The organism is Streptococcus sp. HMSC078D09 (genome assembly GCF_001813675.1).
Classification (GTDB): domain Bacteria; phylum Bacillota; class Bacilli; order Lactobacillales; family Streptococcaceae; genus Streptococcus.
The window spans coordinates 157,903-180,904 of the sequence record NZ_KV813675.1 but is presented as its reverse complement, the minus strand read 5'-3'; the positions used below and the strand labels follow the sequence as shown (position 1 = coordinate 180,904).

At 44.2% G+C, this 23,002-nt stretch carries 14 protein-coding genes; 8 read left to right on the top strand and 6 right to left on the bottom strand.

The features are described from left to right. Window positions 1-26 precede the first annotated feature (26 nt). Together HMPREF2926_RS06160 and hutI are read right to left on the bottom strand one after the other, a co-directional pair. The gene (locus HMPREF2926_RS06160; protein WP_023919029.1) at window positions 27-2,411 is read right to left on the bottom strand and encodes a phosphoketolase family protein; all 2,385 of its coding nucleotides are present in this window, start codon (window positions 2,409-2,411) and stop codon (window positions 27-29) included. A gap of 291 nt (window positions 2,412-2,702) precedes the next feature. Continuing rightward, complete coding sequence (gene hutI / locus HMPREF2926_RS06155; protein ID WP_023919031.1) at window positions 2,703-3,950, bottom strand: imidazolonepropionase; 1,248 nt, start codon at window positions 3,948-3,950, stop codon at window positions 2,703-2,705. A gap of 200 nt (window positions 3,951-4,150) precedes the next feature. Here hutI and HMPREF2926_RS06150 point away from each other — a divergent pair, with 200 nt between their 5' ends. From HMPREF2926_RS06150 to hutG, 8 genes are all read left to right on the top strand, one after another. Then, entirely contained in the window at window positions 4,151-6,181 is a 2,031-nt protein-coding gene (locus HMPREF2926_RS06150) for a urocanate hydratase (RefSeq protein ID WP_024054844.1), read from the top strand. A gap of 83 nt (window positions 6,182-6,264) precedes the next feature. After that, window positions 6,265-7,164: a glutamate formimidoyltransferase gene (gene ftcD, locus HMPREF2926_RS06145; RefSeq protein WP_070586929.1), complete on the top strand. Its 900-nt coding sequence runs from the start codon at window positions 6,265-6,267 to the stop codon at window positions 7,162-7,164. A gap of 12 nt (window positions 7,165-7,176) precedes the next feature. After that, window positions 7,177-7,806 carry a cyclodeaminase/cyclohydrolase family protein gene (locus tag HMPREF2926_RS06140; protein ID WP_070586927.1) on the top strand — a complete coding sequence of 210 codons (630 nt, stop codon included), beginning with the start codon at window positions 7,177-7,179 and terminating at the stop codon, window positions 7,804-7,806. Between the two features lie 31 nt (window positions 7,807-7,837). Then, entirely contained in the window at window positions 7,838-9,511 is a 1,674-nt protein-coding gene (locus HMPREF2926_RS06135; RefSeq protein WP_070449929.1) for a formate--tetrahydrofolate ligase, read from the top strand. 15 nt (window positions 9,512-9,526) lie between these two features. Further along, on the top strand, window positions 9,527-10,105 hold the full coding sequence (locus tag HMPREF2926_RS06130; protein ID WP_070586926.1) for a HutD/Ves family protein: 579 nt from the start codon (window positions 9,527-9,529) through the stop codon (window positions 10,103-10,105). A gap of 21 nt (window positions 10,106-10,126) precedes the next feature. Beyond that, window positions 10,127-11,470, top strand: a complete 1,344-nt coding sequence (locus HMPREF2926_RS06125; protein WP_070586924.1) for an APC family permease — start codon at window positions 10,127-10,129, stop codon at window positions 11,468-11,470. A 217-nt stretch (window positions 11,471-11,687) separates the two neighbouring features. Beyond that, window positions 11,688-13,229 carry a histidine ammonia-lyase gene (gene hutH, locus HMPREF2926_RS06120; protein WP_031576511.1) on the top strand — a complete coding sequence of 514 codons (1,542 nt, stop codon included), beginning with the start codon at window positions 11,688-11,690 and terminating at the stop codon, window positions 13,227-13,229. A gap of 82 nt (window positions 13,230-13,311) precedes the next feature. Next, window positions 13,312-14,304, top strand: a complete 993-nt coding sequence (gene hutG / locus HMPREF2926_RS06115; protein WP_023919039.1) for a formimidoylglutamase — start codon at window positions 13,312-13,314, stop codon at window positions 14,302-14,304. Between the two features lie 140 nt (window positions 14,305-14,444). Here the strand turns inward: hutG and HMPREF2926_RS06110 are convergent, their stop codons facing one another. The 4 genes from HMPREF2926_RS06110 to HMPREF2926_RS06095 form a co-directional block, all read right to left on the bottom strand. Beyond that, a complete protein-coding gene (locus tag HMPREF2926_RS06110; RefSeq protein WP_070586922.1) occupies window positions 14,445-17,381 on the bottom strand; it encodes an ATP-binding protein in 2,937 nt (978 codons plus the stop codon). 132 nt (window positions 17,382-17,513) lie between these two features. After that, window positions 17,514-18,389, bottom strand: a complete 876-nt coding sequence (gene metF / locus HMPREF2926_RS06105) for a methylenetetrahydrofolate reductase [NAD(P)H] (RefSeq protein ID WP_003005168.1) — start codon at window positions 18,387-18,389, stop codon at window positions 17,514-17,516. Window positions 18,390-18,502: 113 nt separating this feature from the next. Then, a complete protein-coding gene (gene metE, locus HMPREF2926_RS06100) occupies window positions 18,503-20,752 on the bottom strand; it encodes a 5-methyltetrahydropteroyltriglutamate--homocysteine S-methyltransferase (RefSeq protein ID WP_003004989.1) in 2,250 nt (749 codons plus the stop codon). A 590-nt stretch (window positions 20,753-21,342) separates the two neighbouring features. Further along, window positions 21,343-22,950, bottom strand: coding sequence for an alpha-glucosidase (locus HMPREF2926_RS06095; RefSeq protein WP_070586921.1), 1,608 nt, complete (start codon window positions 22,948-22,950; stop codon window positions 21,343-21,345). Window positions 22,951-23,002 lie beyond the last annotated feature (52 nt).

Genomic DNA, 23,002 nt, shown 5'->3' with positions numbered 1-23,002 from the left:
ACCGATTTCTGTCCCACTCTCTTTTCTTATTTATTCACGTTTTCCCATTTCCAGTTTTGAACTTCTGGAATGTCGTCTCCGTTTTCACGGATGTAGTCATGGTGGAAGGCGATTGTTTCATCCATTTGAGCTGCGAATTCAGCTGCTTCTGCTCCAAGAGCTGCATTAGCTGCATCTTGTGCCAAGTGGAAGCGATCCAACTCAGACATCACACGCATATCAAATGGTGTGGTGATATCCCCGTTTTCACGGTAACCATGCACGCGCAAGTTATGGTTGTGACGGTTGAAGAAGATATCACGGATCATGCCTTCGTAACCATGGAAGGCAAAGATGACTGGTTTATCAGTTGTGAAGACTTTGTCAAATTCTTCATCTGAAAGCCCACGCGCATCAACGGATGGGTAACGCAATTTCAAGATGTCGATAACGTTGACAAAGCGGATCTTCAATTCTGGGAAGGCTTTGTGCAAGATTGTAATAGCAGCAAGAGCTTCTAAGTTTGGCTCTGTACCTGCAGCAGCAATAACAAGATCTGGCTCTTCATCTGCTGAAACAGTTGATGCCCAATCGATCACCTTGTATCCTTCACGAACCAATTCTTCTGCTTCAGCTGCTGAGTAGAATTGAGGACGTGGGTGTTTAGAAGAAACGATCAAGTTGATCACATCTTCTCCCTTGAAGGCTTCATCCATTACCGCAAGCAAGCTATTGGTATCTGCTGGCAAGTACTCACGGATGTATTCAGGAGTTTTCTCAGCCAAGTGAGTCAAGATACCTGGATCTTGGTGAGTGTAGCCATTGTGGTCTTGTTGGAAGACCGTTGAAGTTGCAATCAAGTTCAAGGCTGGGTAGTTTTTACGCCATGTTGTATGTGTCTTAGACTTACGCAACCATTTGAAGTGTTGAGTGATCATAGAATCCACAACACGAAGGAAGGATTCGTAAGAGGCGAAGAATCCATGACGACCTGTCAAGACATATCCTTCAAGCATTCCTTCTGCTTGGTGCTCTGACAATTGAGAGTCAATGACACGACCAGCAGGGCTCAAGGCTTCATCGTAGTCTGGTTTCATACGTCCTAACCATTGACGGCTTGTACGAGTGAAGACTTCTTGAAGACGGTTTGATTTGGTTTCGTCTGGACCGAAGATACGGAAGTTATCTGGGTTCGCATCTACCAAGTCTGCCGCATACTTACCAAATTCGATCATGTCTTGAGCCATGATTTCACCTGGTGTGTTAAATTGAAGGGCATGTTTCTTCCAATCAGCTGTGTTCATTGGTTTGATCACACCAGCATTTGTGATTGGGTTCATCGCCATGCGACGGTCACCTTTTGGTGCAATTTCAGCAATTTCCGGAACTAGTTTACCAGTTTCGTCAAACAATTCAGCTGGACGGTAAGATTCCAACCATGAAAGAAGGGCATCGACATGCTCCATGTGGTGAGCATCTACTGGGATTGGAACTTGGTGCGCACGGAATCCACCCTCGATAGGTGTTCCTTCCCATGCTTTTGGACCAGTCCAACCTTTAGGAATACGAGCAATCAAGACAGGGTAAACTGGTTGAGTTGCTTCTTCAGCAGAACCTTTACGAGCTTCTGCTTGGACTTTCTTGATTTCTTCAATTGCTTCGTCTAATTTTTCTGCAAACAAAGCATGAGCTGCTTCGTGGTCGTCAGAAATAGCGGTTACGTCTGCAAAGATTGGTTTCCATCCAAGACCTTCAAAGAAGAGGGCCAATTCTTCGTCTGTTTTGCGTTCGAAGATGGTTGGGTTGTGGATCTTTCCACCATTGAGGTAGAAGATTGGAAGGATCGCCCCATCGTTGACTGGGTTCAAGAAGGTATTTGACAACCAACCAGCCATCAATGGACCTGTTTCTCCTTCACCGTCACCGATAACTGTAGCAGCAATCACATCTGGATTATCCAATACAGCACCTGCAGCGTGAGAAAGGGCATAACCAAGTTCTCCACCTTCGTGGATAGATCCTGGTGTTTCAGGCGCCGCGTGAGAAGCGATTCCTCCTGGGAATGAGAAGATCTTACACAAGTGTTTGAAACCTTCTTCATTTTGTGGGATGTTTGGATTCAATTCAGTATAAGAACCATCTAAGTAAGAGTTCGATACCATTACTTGTCCACCGTGACCTGGTCCTTCAATGTAGAACATATCCAAGTCGTATTTGTTGATGGCACGGTTCAAGTGAGCATAGATAAAGTTTTGCCCTGGTACAGTTCCCCAGTGTCCGATTGGGTGAGCCTTCAAGTCATTTTCAACGACTTTGCGCTTCAACAATGGGTTATCTTTCAAGTACATTTGAGCAGCTGAAATGTAGTTGGCTGCACGCCACCAAGCGTCTACTTTATCCAAGTAAGCTTTGCTGTTATAATCGACAGTCATCTTGTCTCCTCACAATTTCTAGACAGGTCTGTTGAACAACCTGTTCGTTTGATCAATAGTTTAAACAATCTGTTTTCACGACAAACAGATGATATTGAAGAAAATATTCAATATTACTTCTATTCTATCAAGAATTTCCCTTTTTGTACATCAGAAAGTAAGAAAAATATTCTTTGAACGTCAAATTTTAATTTCCCACTAAAGTGGTTCCATTCCCTACAGGGATAGGTTTTAAAAAAAGACTTTGCTGATTTTTGCAAACGAGCAAAGTCCCAAATGAAATGGAGGAGGTTAAATGACTTTTTGACCTTTCTTGTAGACATCTGTCACGAGATTTGTCGCAAAGAAATAGAAGAGATAATCTAGATTAGGTGCATCGTAAATCGTGATGTCTGCCTGTTTGCCAACATCGAAAGAGCCGATTGTTTTAGCACGATCAACTGAATAGGCCGCATTTATGGTCACTGCATTGAGAATTTCTACTGGAGTTAGGCGCATCATGAAGCAACCCAGATGCATGGCAAACTGGAGATTGGCTGTTGGACAAGACCCTGGGTTGCTATCTGTTGTCAGGGTGATGGCCATGCCAGCGTCCAACATCTTACGAGCCGGTGCATAGGTATCTTCCATGAGGCTGAAGGTTGTAGCTGGCAAAAGATTTCCAATCACTTTTGCTGCAGCTAATTTTTGAATGCCTTCATCGGTAATCACCATCAAGTGTTCTGCACTAGTAGATTCCAATTCGGCCGCCACATCCACGCCACCAATGGATTCGATTTCATCGGCATGGATCCGCAGCTTGAAGCCCATCTCCTTAGCTTTTGAAAGAAGATAGCGAGATTCATCTGCTGTAAAGACACCTTTTTCACAGAAGATATCACAGAACTCAGCTAGCTTTTCTTCCTTCACTTTGGGAAGCATTTGCTCCACAATGAGATCTAAATATTCTTGGGAACGGCCCTTGTATTCTATGGGAATCGCATGGGCTGCCATAAAGGTTGATACCAAGTCTATTTGATGATCACGGTCCAGTGCAGCCACAACATCCAACTGGCGTTTTTCAGTTTCCCAATCCAAACCATAGCCACTCTTGGCTTCGACAGTAGTCACCCCATGACGCAACATGTAATCCAACAGTCGTTTGGACTTGTCATAGAGATTTTCAAAAGAAGCTTCCCGTGTCGCCCGAACCGTGCTCAGAATTCCACCGCCTTGGGCGAGGATGTCTAAGTAAGAAACACCCGCTAATTTTTTCGCAAATTCATGTTCCCGACTACCTCCATAGACCAAGTGGGTGTGGCAGTCAATCAGGCCAGGAGTCGCAACTTTTCCTTCACAGGATTTCACTTCCGTATGGTCATCGATCAGTTCAGGGTCTGGTTGACCTGTCCCAACTGCAAGAATCTTTCCATCTTTAATGGCGATATAAGCATCGGAAAGAATTTTTGCCTCTGCCATCTCCTTGCCATAGAGAGGATGACCCAGATCATTCGGACAAAACAATTGGTTAAAGTGGGTTAATAGGATATCAGCAGACATATGAAAACATTCCTTTCTATTTCCATTGTTATTCATTTTACAATTCTACAGGAAAAGCGTCAAAAAAAAGTCAAAAAGTTTCTCCCTCATTATTTTTTGCTTTATTAAAAATTAAATTTATTTTTGACTCTTTATTGACGTTTCTTGGATACAATAAAGAAAATATAAATTCATAGTCTACACATAAGGAGGTTCCTACTATGTCATTTATAGACGAGAAAGAAATTGCAGCTGCTATGTCTGTCAAACTTGACTTTGATGTCCTTCCTGAAAAGGCAACTTTTCAAGAAGGCATCCGTCGTGCACCTGATAGAGGCTTCCGCTTAACGCAAGCTCAGACTGAGATTGCTCTTAAGAACGCTCTGCGTTACATCCCTAAAAAATTCCACCAAGAATTGATCCCAGAATTTCTGGAAGAACTAAAAACTCGCGGTCGGATCTATGGCTATCGCTTCCGTCCAAAAGATCGGATCTACGGAAAACCAATCGATGAGTACAAAGGAAAATGCACTGCTGCTAAGGCTATGCAGGTCATGATCGACAACAACTTGAGCTTTGAAATTGCCCTTTATCCATATGAATTGGTCACTTATGGGGAAACAGGATCTGTCTGCGCCAACTGGATGCAGTACAACTTGATCAAGAAATACTTGGAAGTCATGACAGAAGACCAAACCTTGGTGGTTGAATCTGGTCACCCTCTAGGCCTCTTCAAATCGAAACCAGAAGCTCCTCGTGTCGTCATTACTAACGGTCTCTTGATTGGTGAATATGACAATATGCGCGACTGGGAAATCGCTGAAGAAATGGGAGTAACCAACTACGGTCAGATGACGGCTGGTGGCTGGATGTACATCGGTCCTCAAGGGATCGTTCACGGTACTTTCAACACCCTTCTCAATGCTGGTCGTCTTAAACTCGGTGTGCCTGATGACGGCGACTTGACCGGTAAACTCTTTATTTCATCTGGTCTCGGTGGAATGAGCGGAGCTCAAGGGAAAGCAGCTGAAATCGCAAAAGCGGTTGCCATCGTTGCAGAAGTGGACCGCTCTCGGATCGAAACCCGTCACTCTCAAGGCTGGATTAGCCAAGTGACAGATAGTGCCGAAGAAGCTGTGAAATTGGCTCAAGCAGCCCTTGAAGCTGGTGAATCCACTTCGATTGCCTACCATGGTAATATCGTAGATTTGCTCGAATATGTCAATGAACACCAAGTTCACGTTCATCTCTTGTCTGACCAAACCTCTTGCCACAACGTCTATGATGGTGGCTATTGCCCAGTTGGCATCAGTTTTGAAGAGCGTACACGTTTGCTGGCAGAAGACAAAGAAACCTTCCGCCGTTTGGTTGATGAAACCTTGGCTCGTCACTTTGCAGTGATCAAAGCCTTGACGGCTAAAGGTACTTACTTCTTCGACTACGGTAATGCCTTCATGAAATCCGTGTACGACTCAGGCATCAAGGAAATTTCTAAGAATGGTCTCGATGACAAGGACGGCTTCATTTGGCCATCTTATGTGGAAGATATCATGGGACCTATGCTCTTTGACTATGGTTATGGTCCATTCCGTTGGGTCTGCCTCAGCGGTAAACACGAAGACTTGATTGCAACTGACCATGCAGCTATGGAAGCCATCGATCCAACTCGTCGCTACCAAGACCGCGACAACTACAACTGGATTCGCGATGCTGAAAAGAACCAATTGGTGGTTGGTACCCAAGCTCGTATCCTCTACCAAGATTGTATGGGCCGTGTCAACATTGCTTTGAAATTCAATGAACTCATTCGCCAAGGCAAGATTGGACCGGTCATGATCGGACGTGACCACCATGACGTATCCGGTACAGATGCTCCATTCCGTGAAACATCAAACATCAAAGATGGATCAAACGTTACTTGTGATATGGCGGTTCAATGTTACGCTGGTAACGCTGCTCGCGGTATGAGTCTTGTCGCTCTCCACAATGGTGGTGGTACTGGTATCGGTAAAGCCATCAATGGTGGATTTGGTCTCGTCCTAGACGGTAGCCACCGAATCGACGAAATTATCAAATCTGCTATTTCATGGGATACCATGGGAGGGGTTGCTCGTCGGAACTGGGCACGAAATAACCATGCTATTGAAACAGCGATCGAGTACAACCGTCTCCATGCAGGAACAGACCACATCACTATTCCTTATCTTGCAGACGAAGATTTGGTCAAAGAAGCTGTTCAAAAATTGTTTTAACATCAAAAAATAAAAATCTGAGAAAGGGGAGGAAAATGCAAAGACTTCTCCTCCCCACTTCTCCTATAAAAAGAGGTAATTATATGGCAAAAATTGTTGAGTGTATTCCAAACTTTTCTGAAGGACGCAATCAGGCTGTGATCGACGGATTGGTAGCCACAGCAAAAAGCATCCCAGGTGTTACATTATTAGACTACTCGTCTGATGCTAGCCACAACCGCAGCGTCTTTACACTCGTTGGGGATGAAGAAAGCATTCAAGAAGTAGCTTTCCAATTGGTGAAATATGCATCTGAAAATATCGATATGACCAAGCACGAAGGCGAACACCCTCGGATGGGGGCAACAGACGTTTGTCCATTCGTTCCGGTCAAAGATATCACTACAGCTGAATGCGTTGAAATCGCTAATAAAGTGGCCGAACGCATCAATCGCGAATTAGGTATTCCAATCTTCCTTTACGAAGATGCCGCAACTCGTCCAGAACGGAAAAACTTGGCTAAAGTGCGCAAAGGACAATTTGAAGGGATGCCAGAAAAATTGTTGGAAGAAGACTGGAAGCCAGACTACGGCGAACGCAAGATTCACCCAACTGCAGGGGTTACAGCCGTTGGTGTCCGTATGCCACTCGTTGCTTTCAATATTAACCTTGACACAGACGACCTAGAGATTGCCAATAAAATTTCTAAAATCATTCGTGGATCAAGCGGTGGATACAAATACTGTAAAGCGATCGGTGTCATGCTAGAAGATCGTAACATCGCCCAAGTCTCTATCAACATGGTCAACTTGGAACAATTCCCATTGTATCGTGTCGTTGAAACCGTTCGTTTCGAAGCACAACGCTACGGGGTTCGAATCATCGGAACAGAACTCATCGGACTTGCTCCTGCTAAGGCTTTGATCGACTCTGCTGAATACTACTTGCAATTAGAAGACTTTGACTACAGCAAACAAGTCTTGGAAAATCACTTGTTGGGTTAGAAAGGGGGTTCTATGAAACTAGTTGACTTAAGTATTACGGAGTTTGCCAAGGTCCTTGGTTCAGATGCTCCAGCTCCAGGTGGTGGTTCTGCTGCTGCCCTATCCGCTGCAAATGGGATTTCCCTTACAAAAATGGTCTGTGAACTGACCATTGGAAAGAAAAAATACGCAGAATTTGAAGACCACATCAAAGGGGTTCATGAAAAAAGCGCTCAACTCCAAGACCAATTACTAGAAGCCATCGACAAGGATACAGAAGCCTTCAACGTCGTATCAGCTGTCTTTGATCTTCCAAAAGAAACGGAAGAAGAGAAAGCTGCTCGTCGTAAAGCCATGCAAAAAGCTTTGAAACATGCGACAATATCTCCTTTCTCTATGATGGAGCTCATCGTTGAAGCTCTTGAAACCACCAAAGAAGCTGTTGGCAAGTCCAACACCAATGCGGCGAGTGACCTAGGGGTAGCTGCTCTGAATCTTAAAGCTGGCCTTCAAGGGGCTTGGCTCAATGTCTTGATCAACATTTCAGGAATCAAGGACCAAGACTTTGTCCAAGAATACCACGGTAAGGGACTCAAACTCCTCCAAACCGGTTCTGATCTTGCAGACAACATTTACCAAACCATTTTAGAAAGTCTATCATAAACCTAACAAACAAAAAGAAAGAAGGGATTCTATGGTTTTATCGGATATTGAAATTGCCAATTCTGTCCAAATGAAGCCCATCACCGATATCGCTGCTGAACTTGGATTGACCGAAGACGATATTTCGCTCTACGGAAAATACAAGGCAAAAATTGATAGCAACCAACTGGAACAACTCAAGGATAAAGAAGATGGAAAGCTGATCCTCGTGACAGCCATCTCTCCGACACCTGCTGGAGAAGGAAAGACAACCACCTCTGTTGGCTTGGTCGATGCCCTCTCAGCTATTGGTGAAAAAGCCGTCATTGCCCTGCGCGAGCCTTCTCTTGGCCCTGTCTTTGGGATCAAGGGTGGAGCTGCCGGTGGCGGGTACGCCCAAGTGGTTCCAATGGAAGATATCAACCTTCACTTTACCGGAGACTTCCATGCCATTGGGATTGCCAACAACCTCCTTGCAGCCTTGATTGACAACCATATCCATCACGGCAATGAGTTGGGCATCGATTCTCGTCGCATTACCTGGAAACGGGTGGTCGATATGAACGACCGTCAGCTCCGTCATATTGTCGATGGCCTTCAAGGAAAAACAAACGGGGTTCCTCGTGAAGATGGCTTTGACATCACCGTGGCTTCTGAAATCATGGCCATTCTCTGTCTCTCAGAAAATATCCTTGATCTCAAAGAACGTCTTGATCGCATCATTATCGGGTACAACTACCAAGGACAACCGGTCACAGCCAAAGACCTCAAGGCTGGAGGGGCCATGGCAGCTGTCCTCAAAGATGCCATCCATCCAAATTTGGTGCAAACCTTAGAGCATACTCCTGCCATCATCCACGGCGGACCATTTGCCAATATCGCCCACGGCTGTAACAGTGTGCTGGCTACTAAACTAGCCCTCAAATATGCTGATTATGTCGTGACAGAAGCTGGTTTTGGAGCAGACCTCGGTGCTGAAAAATTCATCGATATCAAGTGCCGCATGGCCGGGCTCAAACCTGCTGCCGTTGTCCTCGTCGCAACCATCCGTGCCCTCAAGATGCATGGTGGGGTTGCCAAAGCAGACTTGGCTACTGAAAATGTCCAAGCCGTTATCGATGGTCTACCAAACCTAGACAAACACTTGGCCAACATCCAAGAAGTCTATGGACTACCTGTGGTCGTTGCCATTAACAAATTCCCACTGGATACAGAAGCCGAACTAGAAGCTGTCTATGAATCTTGTAAGAAACGCCATGTAGATGTGGTCATTTCAGATGTCTGGGCACATGGTGGAGCTGGTGGTCGTGACTTGGCTGAAAAAGTCATTCAACTGGCTCAAGAAGAAAACCACTTCTCTTATGTCTATGACGAAGAAGACAGCATTGAAACAAAATTGACCAAGATCGTCACAAAAGTCTATGGTGGTAAAGGCATCAGCTTAACACCAGCAGCCAAACGCGAACTGAAAGAATTGGAAGCTCTTGGCTTCTCAAACTACCCAATCTGTATGGCCAAAACCCAATACTCCTTCTCAGATGATGCGAAGAAGATGGGAGCACCTAAAGACTTCACTGTTAAAATCAGTAATCTCAAGGTAGCTGCCGGAGCTGGCTTTATCGTAGCTCTCACCGGTACCATTATGACCATGCCTGGCCTACCAAAAGCACCTGCCAGTGAAAAGATTGATATCGATGCCCACGGCAATATCACTGGTCTCTTTTAAGAAAGAAGGCGTCCTATGGTGACTCTCCTTCATCTTACCCCCGCAGATTATCAAATTTCTACTTGGTCCGGTGGCCAAACCACCCAACTCTTTCTCTCCCCAGAGGGAGGAAGCTATCCAGATCGGACATTTGACTTCCGCCTCTCTACTGCAACAGTAGAGGTTGAAAAAAGTAACTTTACCGATCTCACGGGCTACCACCGAATCTTGATGCCCTTAAATGCCTCCATTAGGCTCACCCATCACCATAAAGAAGTGGTTTTGAACCCCTTTCAAAGCTACTTCTTTGATGGGGGAGATCCTGTATCTAGCCAAGGGACTTGTCAAGACTTTAATTTGATTTACAAACCTTCTTATCAGGGGCATATGAGTGCTATATCCCCAAAAGAGAGTGTCAAAAGTCAGAGTCGCTATCAATTGATCTATGCTCTCTGTCCACTAACACTCAAATGGGGAACCAATCATTCTCAAACTCTCCAAACTCACGAGCTCCTGGTGATCGAACAAGCATCTCCTTTTCAAGAGATGACAATCACGTTTTTACCCCATCAGTCTGGGGAGCAACCGATTGCTATCTGGACTGGACTACAATAATGTTCACAAAGGAGAAACATTATGAACGGAGCACATAAACAGTCGATTGAGGAACAAGAAAAAGCGAAATTCAGCTTTAGTGGTGCCACTCTATACGGTATCAACGCCGTAATCGGATCTGGTATCTTCCTCCTCCCTCAAAAAATATATTCTGGCCTTGGACCAGCTTCTCTAGCTGTCATGTTCGGAGTAGCCATTCTCGTCATGCTACTATCAGCCTGTCTGGCTGAAACGGCTGGCTACTTCGATAAAAACGGTGGAGCTATGCAATACTCAAAAGCCGCTTTTGGAGATTTCGTTGGCTTTAACGTTGGGATTCTCGGTTGGGCCGTTACTGTTATCGCCTGGGCTGCCATGTTAGCCGGCTTTGCTAAGATCTTCATCATTACCTTCCCAGCATTTGAAGGCTACAACCTTCCGATCAGTGTCGGTATGCTGATTCTCTTGAGTCTGATGAACATCGCCGGTCTGAAAACCTCTAAGATGTTCACTCTGACAGCTACTGTTGCAAAATTAATCCCCATTGTCCTCTTCTCACTCTTTGCCATCTTCTTCATTTCTGGCGGGATAAGCAAGGGCAACTTCACACCTTTCCTTCAATTGGAAAGTGGAACAAGTCTCTTCAGTTCTATTTCTAGTACAGCCGTCTACATCTTCTACGGTTTCATCGGATTTGAAACCATGTCTATCGTTGCAGGGGAAATGCGCAACCCTGAAAAGAACGTTCCCCGCGCTATTCTAGGTTCTATCAGTATTGTATCTGTTCTCTACATGTTGATCATCGCTGGAACAATCGCCATGCTTGGTGGTCGCATTATGCAAACCGGTGCACCGGTACAAGACGCATTTGTCGAAATGATTGGCCCTATCGGAGCTCCTCTTGTTTCTTATGGTGCCCTCATTTCAATCGCCGGTCTCAACATCGGTGAATCTATCATGGTTCCTCGTTTCGGTGCTGCCCTAGCAGATGAAAAACTCTTGCCAGCAGATCTTGGAAAAACAAACTCTAAGAATGCTCCAGTCATTGCCATTATCATTTCCGGTGCCTTTGCGTTCTTACTCTTGTTATCTGGATCTTTCGAATCATTAGCAACTTTCAGTGTTGTCTTCCGTTTCTTCCAATACATTCCAACAGCTTTGGCAGCCATCAAACTCAGAAAAATGTACCCAGACAAAAAGGTTACCTTCCGAGTACCATTTGGTCCCGTTATCCCAGTTCTAGCCGTTGTGATCAGTATCTTGATGATTGCAGGGGACAACCTAATGAACTTTGTTTGGGGGGCCATCGGTCTCGTGATTGCAAGTGGACTTTACTTTGTTTTCCACGGCGATAAACTACATAAATCGAAAACCCTTCCTCACTAATTTTCTTTACACACTAGATGGGAACAGAGACGGGAGCGAAGCTCGGTTTTGCTCCCTAACCCATCTAGGACTCCACGAATGTCAAACCTGAGCCCTTTTCTCTAAGACTCTTCTCAAATTTCTTAAGATCAATAGACAATGGGCTCATGTTTGGTATTCAAACTGAAGTAAACACATCTACTTCCCCAGAACAACTATTCATAATCGGAGGTTTTATATGACTCAATTGATTCATTTAGATGGCAATAGCTTAACACTCGAAGAAGTCATCGCTGTAGCTCGGCACGGTGCCCAATGTGAGCTTGATGAACAAGCCAAAGAAGCCGTTATCGCATCCCGTAAAATCGTTGATGACATTGTCCGCGAAAAACGAGTCGTCTACGGTGTGACCACTGGTTTTGGTTCCCTCTGTAATGTCAGCATCTCTCCAGAAGATACTGTTCAGCTGCAAGAAAACCTGATCCGGACTCACTCATCTGGCTTCGGTGATCCACTTCCTGAAGATGCCGTTCGTGCCATCATGCTGATCCGTATTAACTCACTATTGAAAGGTTATTCTGGCATTCGTCTGTCAACCGTTGAAAAACTGTTAGAATTGCTCAACAAAGGAGTCACTCCTTATATCCCTGAAAAAGGCTCTCTCGGAGCTTCTGGAGACCTTGCTCCTCTTTCTCATATGGTTTTACCAATGTTGGGTCTTGGACGTGCCTATTACAAAGGAGAACTTCTCAGTGGTCAAGAAGCCCTAGATCGTGCTGGAATTGAAAAGATCCAATTGGCTGCCAAAGAAGGGCTTGCCTTGATCAACGGTACAACCGTCCTAACGGGTATCGGTGCTCTTGCGACTTATGATGGTATCCAATTGCTCAAACTCTCTGATATCGCTGGTGCTCTCTCAATGGAAGTTCACAATGGAATTACCAGTCCATTCGAAGAAGACCTTCATTCCATCCGCCCACAAAGTGGACAATTGGCAACTGCTCGAAATATCCGTAACCTTCTTGAAGGAAGCAAGAATACCACTGTTGCGACTCAACAACGGGTACAAGATCCTTATACACTTCGCTGTATCCCTCAAATACATGGAGCCAGCAAGGATTCTATTGCTTACGTAAAAGAAAAAGTTGAAATCGAAATCAACTCTGTCACAGATAACCCAATCATTACCAAAGAAGGACACGTCATCTCAGGAGGTAACTTCCACGGTGAACCAATGGCGCAACCATTTGACTTCTTAGGCATTGCCCTTTCTGAAATTGGGAACGTATCTGAACGTCGGGTGGAACGCTTGGTCAACAGCCAACTCAGTAAATTACCATCCTTCTTGGTCAAACACCCTGGACTCAACTCAGGCTTCATGATTACCCAGTATGCTTGTGCATCCCTTGCATCGGAAAATAAAATTTTGGCTCACCCTGCTAGTGTCGATTCTATTCCATCTTGTGAAAACCAAGAAGATTTCGTCAGCATGGGAACGACTGCCGCTCGTAAAGCAGCAGAAATTCTTAAAAACTCACGTCGCATCGTTGCTACTGAAATCATGGCAGCTTGCCAAGCCTTGGATCTCAAGCCAGAAAATCATGAACTTGGTAAAGGTACAAAACCAGCTTATGAGCTGATTCGTCAAAAACTGAACTTCATTGAATTTGACAAAGATATCGAAATCTTTGAAGAACTTAATAAAGCATCTGCTGTTGTCGAAAGCGAAGAATTCTTAGCAACCATCGAAAAAGCAGTTGACTTAAGCATTCAATACTGATACAGTAAGAATAAAGCAAAACAGAGGCTGGCGATCTTCTCAGCCTCTGCCTGCTTTCAGAAAAATAAGGGAGGCGACAAGCTTGCTCACAAACTACTATCCAATGACCTACAGCTACTACCAAGGTAGCATCGAGGACAATCCCTACACGGCCAAATGGGGAATGGTCACCAAATTTTTAGACCTAAACGACGAGACCCTCACTCCATTTGAGGGTATGACCTTTGGGATCATCGGCTTTAAGAGCGACAAAGGAGTCTATATCAATAATGGGCGTGTAGGAGCAGTCGAGGGTCCTACAGCCATCCGTTCTCAAATCGCTAAACTTCCATGGCACTGGGGAACCAATGTGACAGTGTATGATGTGGGAAATATTGACGGGCCTAACCATTCACTAGAAGAACTCCAAGAAAGTCTCTCACAAGCGATCCAGCGCATGTACCAATTAGGGATCCAACCCATTGTCCTAGGAGGCGGTCACGGAACTGCTTACGGCCACTATCTAGGGATTCAATCCAGTTTAGATAAAGATGAACAACTGGCTGTGATCAATCTGGATGCCCACTTTGATTTGCGACCTTACGACCAAACCGGTCCCAATTCTGGAACAGGTTTTCGTCAAATGGCTGATCATGCTAAAGAAAAAGGTCAGGACTTCCCTTACCTCATCCTGGGGATCCAAGAGCACAATAATAACCTCTTCCTCTTTAATTACGTTGCTAAAACACCAAGCATTGATTTTTTAACTGGCCAAGATCTCTTCCAGATGAGCCACCAAGCCATTCTGGATCGAATCGATCAATTTTTAGAAAACCAAACCGCGATCTATCTGTCTATTGATATGGATTGCTTTGCGGTCGGCTCTGCTCCTGGTGTTAGCGCCATCCAATCGCTTGGTGTCGATCCTAAACTAGCCCTCCTGCTTCTCCAACACATTGCTGCTAGTGGCAAACTAGTCGGATTTGATGTCGTGGAAGTTTCTCCTCCTCATGACATTGATAACCATACTTCAAATCTTGCTGCGACCTTTATCTTTTACTTGACCCAAATATTGGCGCAACAAAAACTGAACTAAGAAGATTTCTACACACGTAAAAAGCATAGAAACACTCATTGCTTGGGTATTTCTATGCTTTTTTCATTTTCAGCACAATGATCTTTGCCTGAAAGGAGGCATGGCCGCTTAGCACTCTCTTATGATTTAGGCAAGAGACACTACAGGTCTTTTAATTTCTTAAGAAACTGGCGATCTCTGTAAGGATTCAAGTGTTGTTCTGCCACCTTCTTGTAGTAATTCTTATCTTCTTTCAAGAAGGTACTCAAGGCAGGAGCGAGCTCTTCTCCCTTCTCCTTTTGATCAGATAAGTAAGCTAATAGATAATGAACCATCCCCTTATCCCGTGAATTAGCAGATGGATTCATCGTCCTTTCTTTTCGAGCCAGATAATCCGCAACCTTCTCCTGATCCCCTTGCTGACAAGCAATCAAGGATTGGTAAAATTCGAGCAATTCTTCCTTCCAAGGGAAACGAACACTGGACAAAATCTTCTGAGCTCTGTCAAAACAGCGGCGAGCTTGGATCAAATCTCCCTTCCAATAATAGGCGATCCCAAGATCAATATCAAAGACGACACGGACGGAATCAACAGCTTGATCCCCCACTAAACGCAGAACCTCTTCTAAGTGGGTGACGGCTACTTGGAAATGACCTCTCACTTGCTCGATTTCAGCGAGGTAGGCCAAAGAAGCCGCAATTTGAATGGCATACTTAGCCTGCATGCTATTGGTCAAACTAAAGCAATCAATGGAGCGATACAGATGCCGGGTTGCCTGCTCCTCATCCCCAACCATCAGGTGATACAAGCCCTTCAAACGCAACTGGATCGCGATGACCTCATGATTATTAGCTTGGATGGCATCTTCCAAAGCTAAATCTGTATAATAGGCCATCTCAGAGATATTTTCCGTTTGAATGCAATAATAAATAATTTGCCGATAACCCTCTAAGAGGAAGTCTAACTGTTTGAGTTCCCGCGCATAGGAGATGACTTTTTGGATATCATGAATCCCCTTTTGATACTCCCCACTCCGAATAAAATAGCGACCTTCTAGGTACAAGTAACGCAGTTGTAAATGCTTGTATTCTCTATCTCTTTGGTGCCTTGAAAAGAGGTTATCTAATTCTAGGCGTAGACGAGATAACTCCCCAAAAATGTCCAAACGGCTATTTGTACCATCTGATAGGATGCCCTCATCTGCCTTGGAATAAATCGGAAACAGTTCATGCTCCAGCTGAAGGATTTCTTCTAAATAGGTCAACTCAAACGATAAGGAACGCAAAAGATTTTGGGATTGCTTGTATTGGTAGGCAATTTCCTTATAAAGAAGAAGGTCCGTCGAATCTTCTAAGCTTTCTTCCAATTTTTGCGCAATTTGTTGGTGGAAGAGCCGCCGTCTAGCTGGCGAAAGAAGATGGTAAAAGTACATAGCTACCAATTGCTTGCAGAATTGAACCATGAGAGCCTCTCCTTCTTCTACGATTGAGACGATCGCTCTTTCAGATAAAGGCTCGATTAATTCAGTCAAAACAGGAAGCTCTGTAGCCGTCAATTCTGCCAAGATAGACAGAGAAATTGGCTTATGAAAACAAGATAGGTAGTGTAGAAGAGCCTCTTCCTCGCTGCTCATATCCCCAAGCTCCTGAGTAAGATAAGCTTGAATGATATCCGGCAAGGGCTCTAAATTTTCATTTTCTTTCCACTCTTCGATATAGCTGGATAGTAAGAACGGACTGCCTTCACTCCATTCGACCATCTGCTCCATCACTGCCGGCTCTATCGCCCCCAGTTCCCCCTTCAAGAGAGCACGACTTTCACTTGGATCAAAATTGGTCAACTCTAGTTGAGACAGCCTTTTCTCTACCTTCAAGCTCCCCAAGAAGTTGACAAAGGAAGCTGGCAGAGGCTCTTCCGCTGTAAAAATCAGTTGCCATTTCTCTTGGTTTCTTCGCTCCTCTAGTTGTTTCACTTTTTCTAGAGACACTGCATCGATCCACTGGGCGTTTTCAAGCAGAATCAGGAGGGGTTTTTCTTTGCTAAGGCTCTGAAGCTGATTCCTTACCGAAATGAGATCATCCTCCTCTTCCAGAAGGGAAATTCCCATCTCATCCCCCAGTTTCTCTAGCGCTTGTCTGAGATCATTCCAACAGCTTCCTTCATAGCGCTGACTGGTAGCTTTTCCTTCCACCTTGATAAAGTTAAAACTGCGATTGGACATCAAGACCAACTGCCGCAACAGACGTTTTTTACCTGTTCCAGATTGCCCCATCACGAGAAAAGGACCTACCGCCTCACCCGTCTCGACTAAGGAAAGGTATTCCTCGAGTTGCGAGAGTTCTTGTTTCCGACCAAAAAAGGAAAGTTCACGGATATTCAAGCGATTGGTCAGTTTATGAGTTCGTTTGGCTTCCAAAACGGAGTGATAAAGTTCCTCAATCGCTCGACTGGGACGCACACTGAGCTCGCGATCCAATAAATCGACTAGCTTATAATAGGTCTTGAAAAATTTTCCTAGCTGATGATGGAAGCTATAATACTCCATCAAGAGCTGGTAGTTTTTCTCTTCAAATTCATCCAACTCTACCAAATGATGGAGCAAGAGTTCTATACTAGGATCTGCAAAACCGACCTGCTCAATTTTTTGATAGCAACTTTCGACATAGAGCTTCCTATAAGCATCTCGTTTGCGAGAAGCCCACTGGTCAAAGTCTTCATCATCCTTGACATAGAAGCCCTCTAGAAAGTCTCCCCGATAGAGATCCAAGGCACTTAGTGGATCTCTTTCAAAGAGCTGAACATCCAGCGAAAGATTCAAGTCAGGATTAAGGGCCAAACTACTCCGGCTTGGTGAGACAATGATATCTCCTTCAAAGATTTTATTGGCTTGGTAAACCGTATTCCGTAAGTTTTTGCGAGCTACTTGGTTTTCCTTATCTCCCCAAAGTATACCGGCGATTTCATCACGGTTAACTCGCCCCATGACCGCCAAGTAATAAAACAAGGCCTCCATCTTCGAAAAAGAAAACCGAATATCTTTCTGATTGAAAACAACCTTAGGGGGTCCAAATAACTTTAACGTGAGATCTTTCTTCATTGCAAGCGCCTCCAAAAACTTCATATTAATACTATAAAAAAAAAGTTGGCTTTTAGCAAGTGATTTATCCAAATAAAAAGAGATTGAGAACGATTCTTTCTCAATCTCTACACTTCCTACTAAAAGTGTTGATTAATTCACTTCAAAATTCGGTTGATGATCAAATAACGCCTTTGTTGCTTGGTAGACGTGGTAAGCGACATCTTCATTGTTCATGGTGTAAAGGTGGACACCTGCCACATCTTGAGTGACCAAATCAACGATTTGATCGACTGCATAAGCCAAACCAGCTGCGCGAAGGGATTCTGGATCATGCTCGTACTTATCCAGAATGGCTTTAAACTTCCGTGGGATATGAACATTTTCACAAGTCTTAAGGAGACGAAGGGCCTGATTGCGATTGAGAATCGGCATCACTCCTGCATGAATAGGAACATTGATCCCAGCCAAGGTACACTTATCCTGAAAATCATAGAAACGCTCATTGTCAAAGAAAAGTTGAGTGACCAAGCTAGAGCACCCTGCATCTACCTTCTTTTTAAGATTTTGAATATCTGAAATTTGGTTTGGAGAATCTGGGTGTCCCTCAGGATAGCAAGCACCAATCACCTCAAAATGAGGAGCTTCTGTTTTAATAAATTCAATCAGATCTGTTGCATAACGAAAGTCTTTTAAAGGTTCCACACCGGGGATAATATCCCCACGCAGAGCCAAAATCCGATGAACCCCTACTTCATCTAACTCATGAAGAGTATCGGCCACTTTTTCCTTGCTCAAATAAACGGCTGGCAAGTGAGCAATCGTCGGAATAGACAATTCATTTTGAATGTAATTGGCTAAAGCAACCGTCGTCTCTTTGATATTGTATTTATTATTGCTAGCGGTCACACTAATAAAGTGAGGAGCTAGCTCCTGCATATTTGCCAAAGCACGTAAGAGTTTGGCATTGCCTACTTCAGGATTTGGAGGAAAAACTTCAAATGACAGAGACGGTGTGTGTTGTGACATATTCTATCCTTTTCTTTTGTTTTTTTGATCAAGAACTCTGAGCCACTATTTCTAGGATAAGGGAACGATTCGAAAACCCTCTACACGATGATAGAAGGTCCTCGAAACATTTCTTACAAGTGTTCACGCGCTTCTTTAGCAGCATTAACGAGCTTGATCAAGCTTTCTTTTGTTTCTTTAATTCCGCGAGTCTTCAAACCACAGTCAGGGTTGATCCAAACTTTGCCACTTGGTACTTTGGCCAAGATCGCTTCGATAGTGTGATCAATTTCACCGTCTTGTGGGACACGTGGTGAGTGGATATCGTAAACCCCAGGTCCAACTTCTGTTTGGAAGTTTTTGGCTTTCAACTCATCCAAGATTTCAAGGTTTGAACGGCTAGCTTCAAATGAGATGACGTCTGCATCCAAGTTGTCGATAGCTGGGATGATATCTGTAAATTCTGAGTAACACATGTGAGTGTGGATTTGTGTGTCTGGTGCAACAGTTGAGTGTACCAAACGGAAGGCTGGAATCGCCCAGTCAAGGTAGTCTTCGTACCAGTCGCTACGACGGAGTGGCAATTTTTCACGAAGAGCAGCCTCGTCGATTTGGATGATCTTCACGCCTGCAGCTTCAAGGTCAAGAACTTCATCCTTGATGGCAAGAGCGATTTGAAGAGTAGAATCCTTGATAGAGATATCTTCACGTGGGAATGACCAGTTAAGGATGGTAACAGGTCCAGTCAACATCCCTTTAACAGGTTTGTCCGTACGACTTTGTGCGTAGCTAGACCATTTCACAGTGATTGGGTTAAGACGAGTCACATCACCCCAGATGATTGGTGGTTTCACCCCACGCATACCGTATGATTGTACCCAACCATTCTTAGAGAAGAGGTAACCAGACAAGTTTTGACCGAAGTACTCAACCATGTCGTTCCGCTCGAATTCACCGTGTACAAGCACGTCAAATCCAACTTCTTCTTGCCATTTGATCCATTCGTCGATCGTTTCAGCAAGGAAGGCATCGTATTCTTCTTGAGTCAATTCACCCTTACGGAAGGCCAAACGTTTGGCACGTACTTCCTTGGTTTGAGGGAATGAACCAATGGTAGTTGTTGGAAGTGCTGGAAGCTTGAAGGCTTCTTTTTGGATTTCTTCCCGTTCTGCAAAGGCTGGCAAACGAGTGTAGTCTGCTTCTGTCAAAGCTGCGATGCGAGCATGAAGTTCAGCATTTGCTCCGACACGTTCAGTTGCAAAGAGTTCTTTGTTGGCAGCAAGAGCTTCTGCCCCTTGACCATTGCGGATGGCATCCAAGTCACGCAATTCACCCAATTTTTCAACCGCAAAGGCGAAATGGTTCAAAATAGCTGGTTCAAAATCTTCGTTAGCTGTTGTAAATGGCACATGAAGAAGAGAGCAAGAAGTCGTCAAGACAACCTTTTCAGCTGGAACTTGATCCAAGATTTCCAAGCTCTTTTCATAGTTGTTGCGCCAGATGTTTTTCCCATTCACAATACCAGCATAAAGGGTCTTATCAGCTGGGAAGCCACCTTTCACCAATTCAAGCGTTTTCTTCCCTTCAACAAAGTCAAGACCGATACCATCTACTGGCAAGTTTACAAGGTCATTGTAGACATCACGAACATCACCAAAGTAAGTTTGGATCAAGACTTCAAGGCCTTTCTTGTCAGCCAAGAGTTTGTTGTAGAGGTTCAAGAAGAGAGCTTTTTCTTCAGCTGACAAATCTTTGACAAGAGCTGGCTCATCGAGTTGAATACGAGTCGCACCAAGCTCGGCCAATTTGGCAAAGACTTCTTGGTAAGCAGCAACCAAGCTGTCGACGAAGTCCTCAGCTTTCACACCATCTTCAAAGTCAGATAATTGAAGGAAAGTGAATGGTCCAACGACTACTGGACGAGTGTTGATCCCCAATTCTTTGGCTTCTTGGTACTCATCAAAAATCTTGTGACCAGCCAATTTCACTTCTGTTGTTTTTTCAAATTTAGGAACGATGTAATGGTAGTTGGTGTTGAACCATTTTTTCATTGGAAGGGCACGCACATCCCCTTTTTCACCTTGGTAACCACGCGCCAAAGCGAAGTATTGTTCAAGGTCTGTCAAATCCAAGTTTTGAACAGATGCAGGCACGACGTTGAAAAGGAAGGCTGCATCAAGGAAATTGTCGTAGTGTGAGAAGTCATTTGAAGGAATCTCTGAGATGCCTTGTTCTTTAACAATGTTCCAGTGTTTAGCACGCAAGTCTTTAGCAGCTGCCAAGAGCTCGTCTGCTGAGATTTCTTTTCTAAAGTATTTTTCAGTTGTAAATTTTAATTCACGGAATTCACCCAAACGTGGGAAACCGATAATTGTAGTTGACATGTTGTGTCCTCCAAAAATTCTAATTGACACTATCATATCAGAAGATAGCCGTCTTGTATAATTGCTTTTACACGAATTTTGATATAGTCAAAAACTATAACACGGATTTAATGGGCCTTGAGACCAGAAATTAAAAGTAAAAACTAGGACTTCTTATAAATATTTCCTATAACCCAAGGGTCCCCAAACCATTTTTGAACGGATTTTGAGCGGATTCTGCTAGAAGAACAGCCCCTAAAAAGCAAAGCAGGCCTTCTCTATCGAGAAAGACCTGTGCAAGCATAAACAAATTGCTTCTGTTTACAAATCTAAGAAATAATATAAAAATGTATTCGTTAGAATGATTCTATCATCTAGTGAAACTTTCCGCCGTGAGAAAAGTGCTAGAAACACTATTGTTTCTAGCACTCGGAATTATTGAGACCTAAGGCTCAATAATTAGTCTTGGAACTTCGTAGAAGTTCGCTGACGTCCGTAACTCACCTAAGGAAAGTTTTTTAGATGACGTCGTTCCCAATCTGACAGGCCTTCTCTATTGAGAAAGACCTGCTTCTACGAGGAAGTAATTTCCTCTATTTTTCTTACTTTTATTAGGCTAGTTTGACACAGAAGGCATCCCAAGGGGCTAACTTGCCTGATTCGAGGACTTGTTCTACCTTGGTATTGGCAACGAGAACCTCTTTAACCCCATTTACGAGCGGTAAGTCTTGCTCTTGACCGGAGAGATTGACAACCACCAAATAGGCTTGCTCGCCTTCTACCCGCTTGTAGGCAAAAACCTTGTCTGCTGCGTCCACCAATTCATAATCGGCTGTCACAAGCCAAGGGTACTCTTTTCTCAAAGCAATGAGGGCTTGGTAGGTATAGAAAATAGAGTCTGGATCTGCTAGGGCAGCCTCCACATTGATCTCTTTGTAGTTTGGGTTGACCGCAAGCCATGGACGACCTGTCGTAAAGCCAGCTTCTGCTTCACCATTCCACTGCATCGGTGTCCGTGCATTGTCCCGACCAATATGGCGGATTTGATCCATGATCACTTCAAGCGGAACCCCTTTTTCTAAGGCTTCATGAGCATAGTTGATCGACTCAATATCTTCTACGTCCTCAAGGCTCTTAAATGGATAGTTGGTCATCCCGATTTCTTCCCCTTGATAGATATAAGGAGTTCCCTTCATCAAGTGAAGAAGAATCGCTAAAGCCTTGGCAGATTTGACACGATAGTTCCCATCATCCCCCCAAGTTGACACAATCCGTGGCAAATCGTGGTTGTTCCAAAAGAGGGAATTCCAGCCTTCCTCTTCTCCTAATTCCGTCTGCCACTTGGTGAAAATTTCCTTCAATTTAGGCACATCCAATTCCTTAGCGTAGTGCCACTTTGGTTGACCCGGTTGGTATTGAAGGCCGATGTGTTCAAATTGGAAAACCATGGACAATTCCTGATTTTTTGGATTAGAGTATTGCTTGGCAATCTCTGGAGTTGCTCCCCAAGTTTCTCCCACTGTGAGCAGATCCTTATCGCCAAAGGTCGCTTGATTCATTTCCTTCAAGTAAGGATGGAGCATGGGACCATTGCTGATGATTTCCTGATCTGGGATCTTACCGATCATATCGATCACATCCATACGGAAACCACCAATTCCCTTGTCAATCCAGAAATTCATCATGTCATAGATCTGATGACGGAGTTCCTCATTTTCCCAGTTGAGATCTGGTTGCTTCTTACTAAAGTTATGCAGGTAGTATTGACCTGAAGCTTCATCAAACTCCCAAGCAGAGCCACTAAAAGCAGACATAATGCCATTAGGCTCATCGCGCCAAATATAGAAATCCCGCTTTGGACTTTCTGGATGTTCACGCGCCTCGATAAACCAAGCATGCTCATCAGAGGTATGGTTGACTACCAAGTCCATGATGATTTTGATCTTGCGTTTCTGACCTTCTGCGATCAATTCTTCCATATCTTCCATGGTACCAAAGATGGAGGCAATATCCTCGTAATCCGAGATGTCATAGCCGTTATCATCCATGGGACTCTTGTAGACTGGTGAGAGCCAGATGGCTGTAATCCCTAGCTTTTCCAGATAGTCTAGCTTGCTCGTGATCCCCTTGAGATCCCCGATGCCATCGCCATTACTATCCTTGAAACTTTTTGGATAAACTTGGTAAATTACGGCGTTATGCCACCATTTTTGTTCCATTTTTTCTTCTCCTTTATGATTGTGAAATCACTTTCATCATACAAAAATAGGG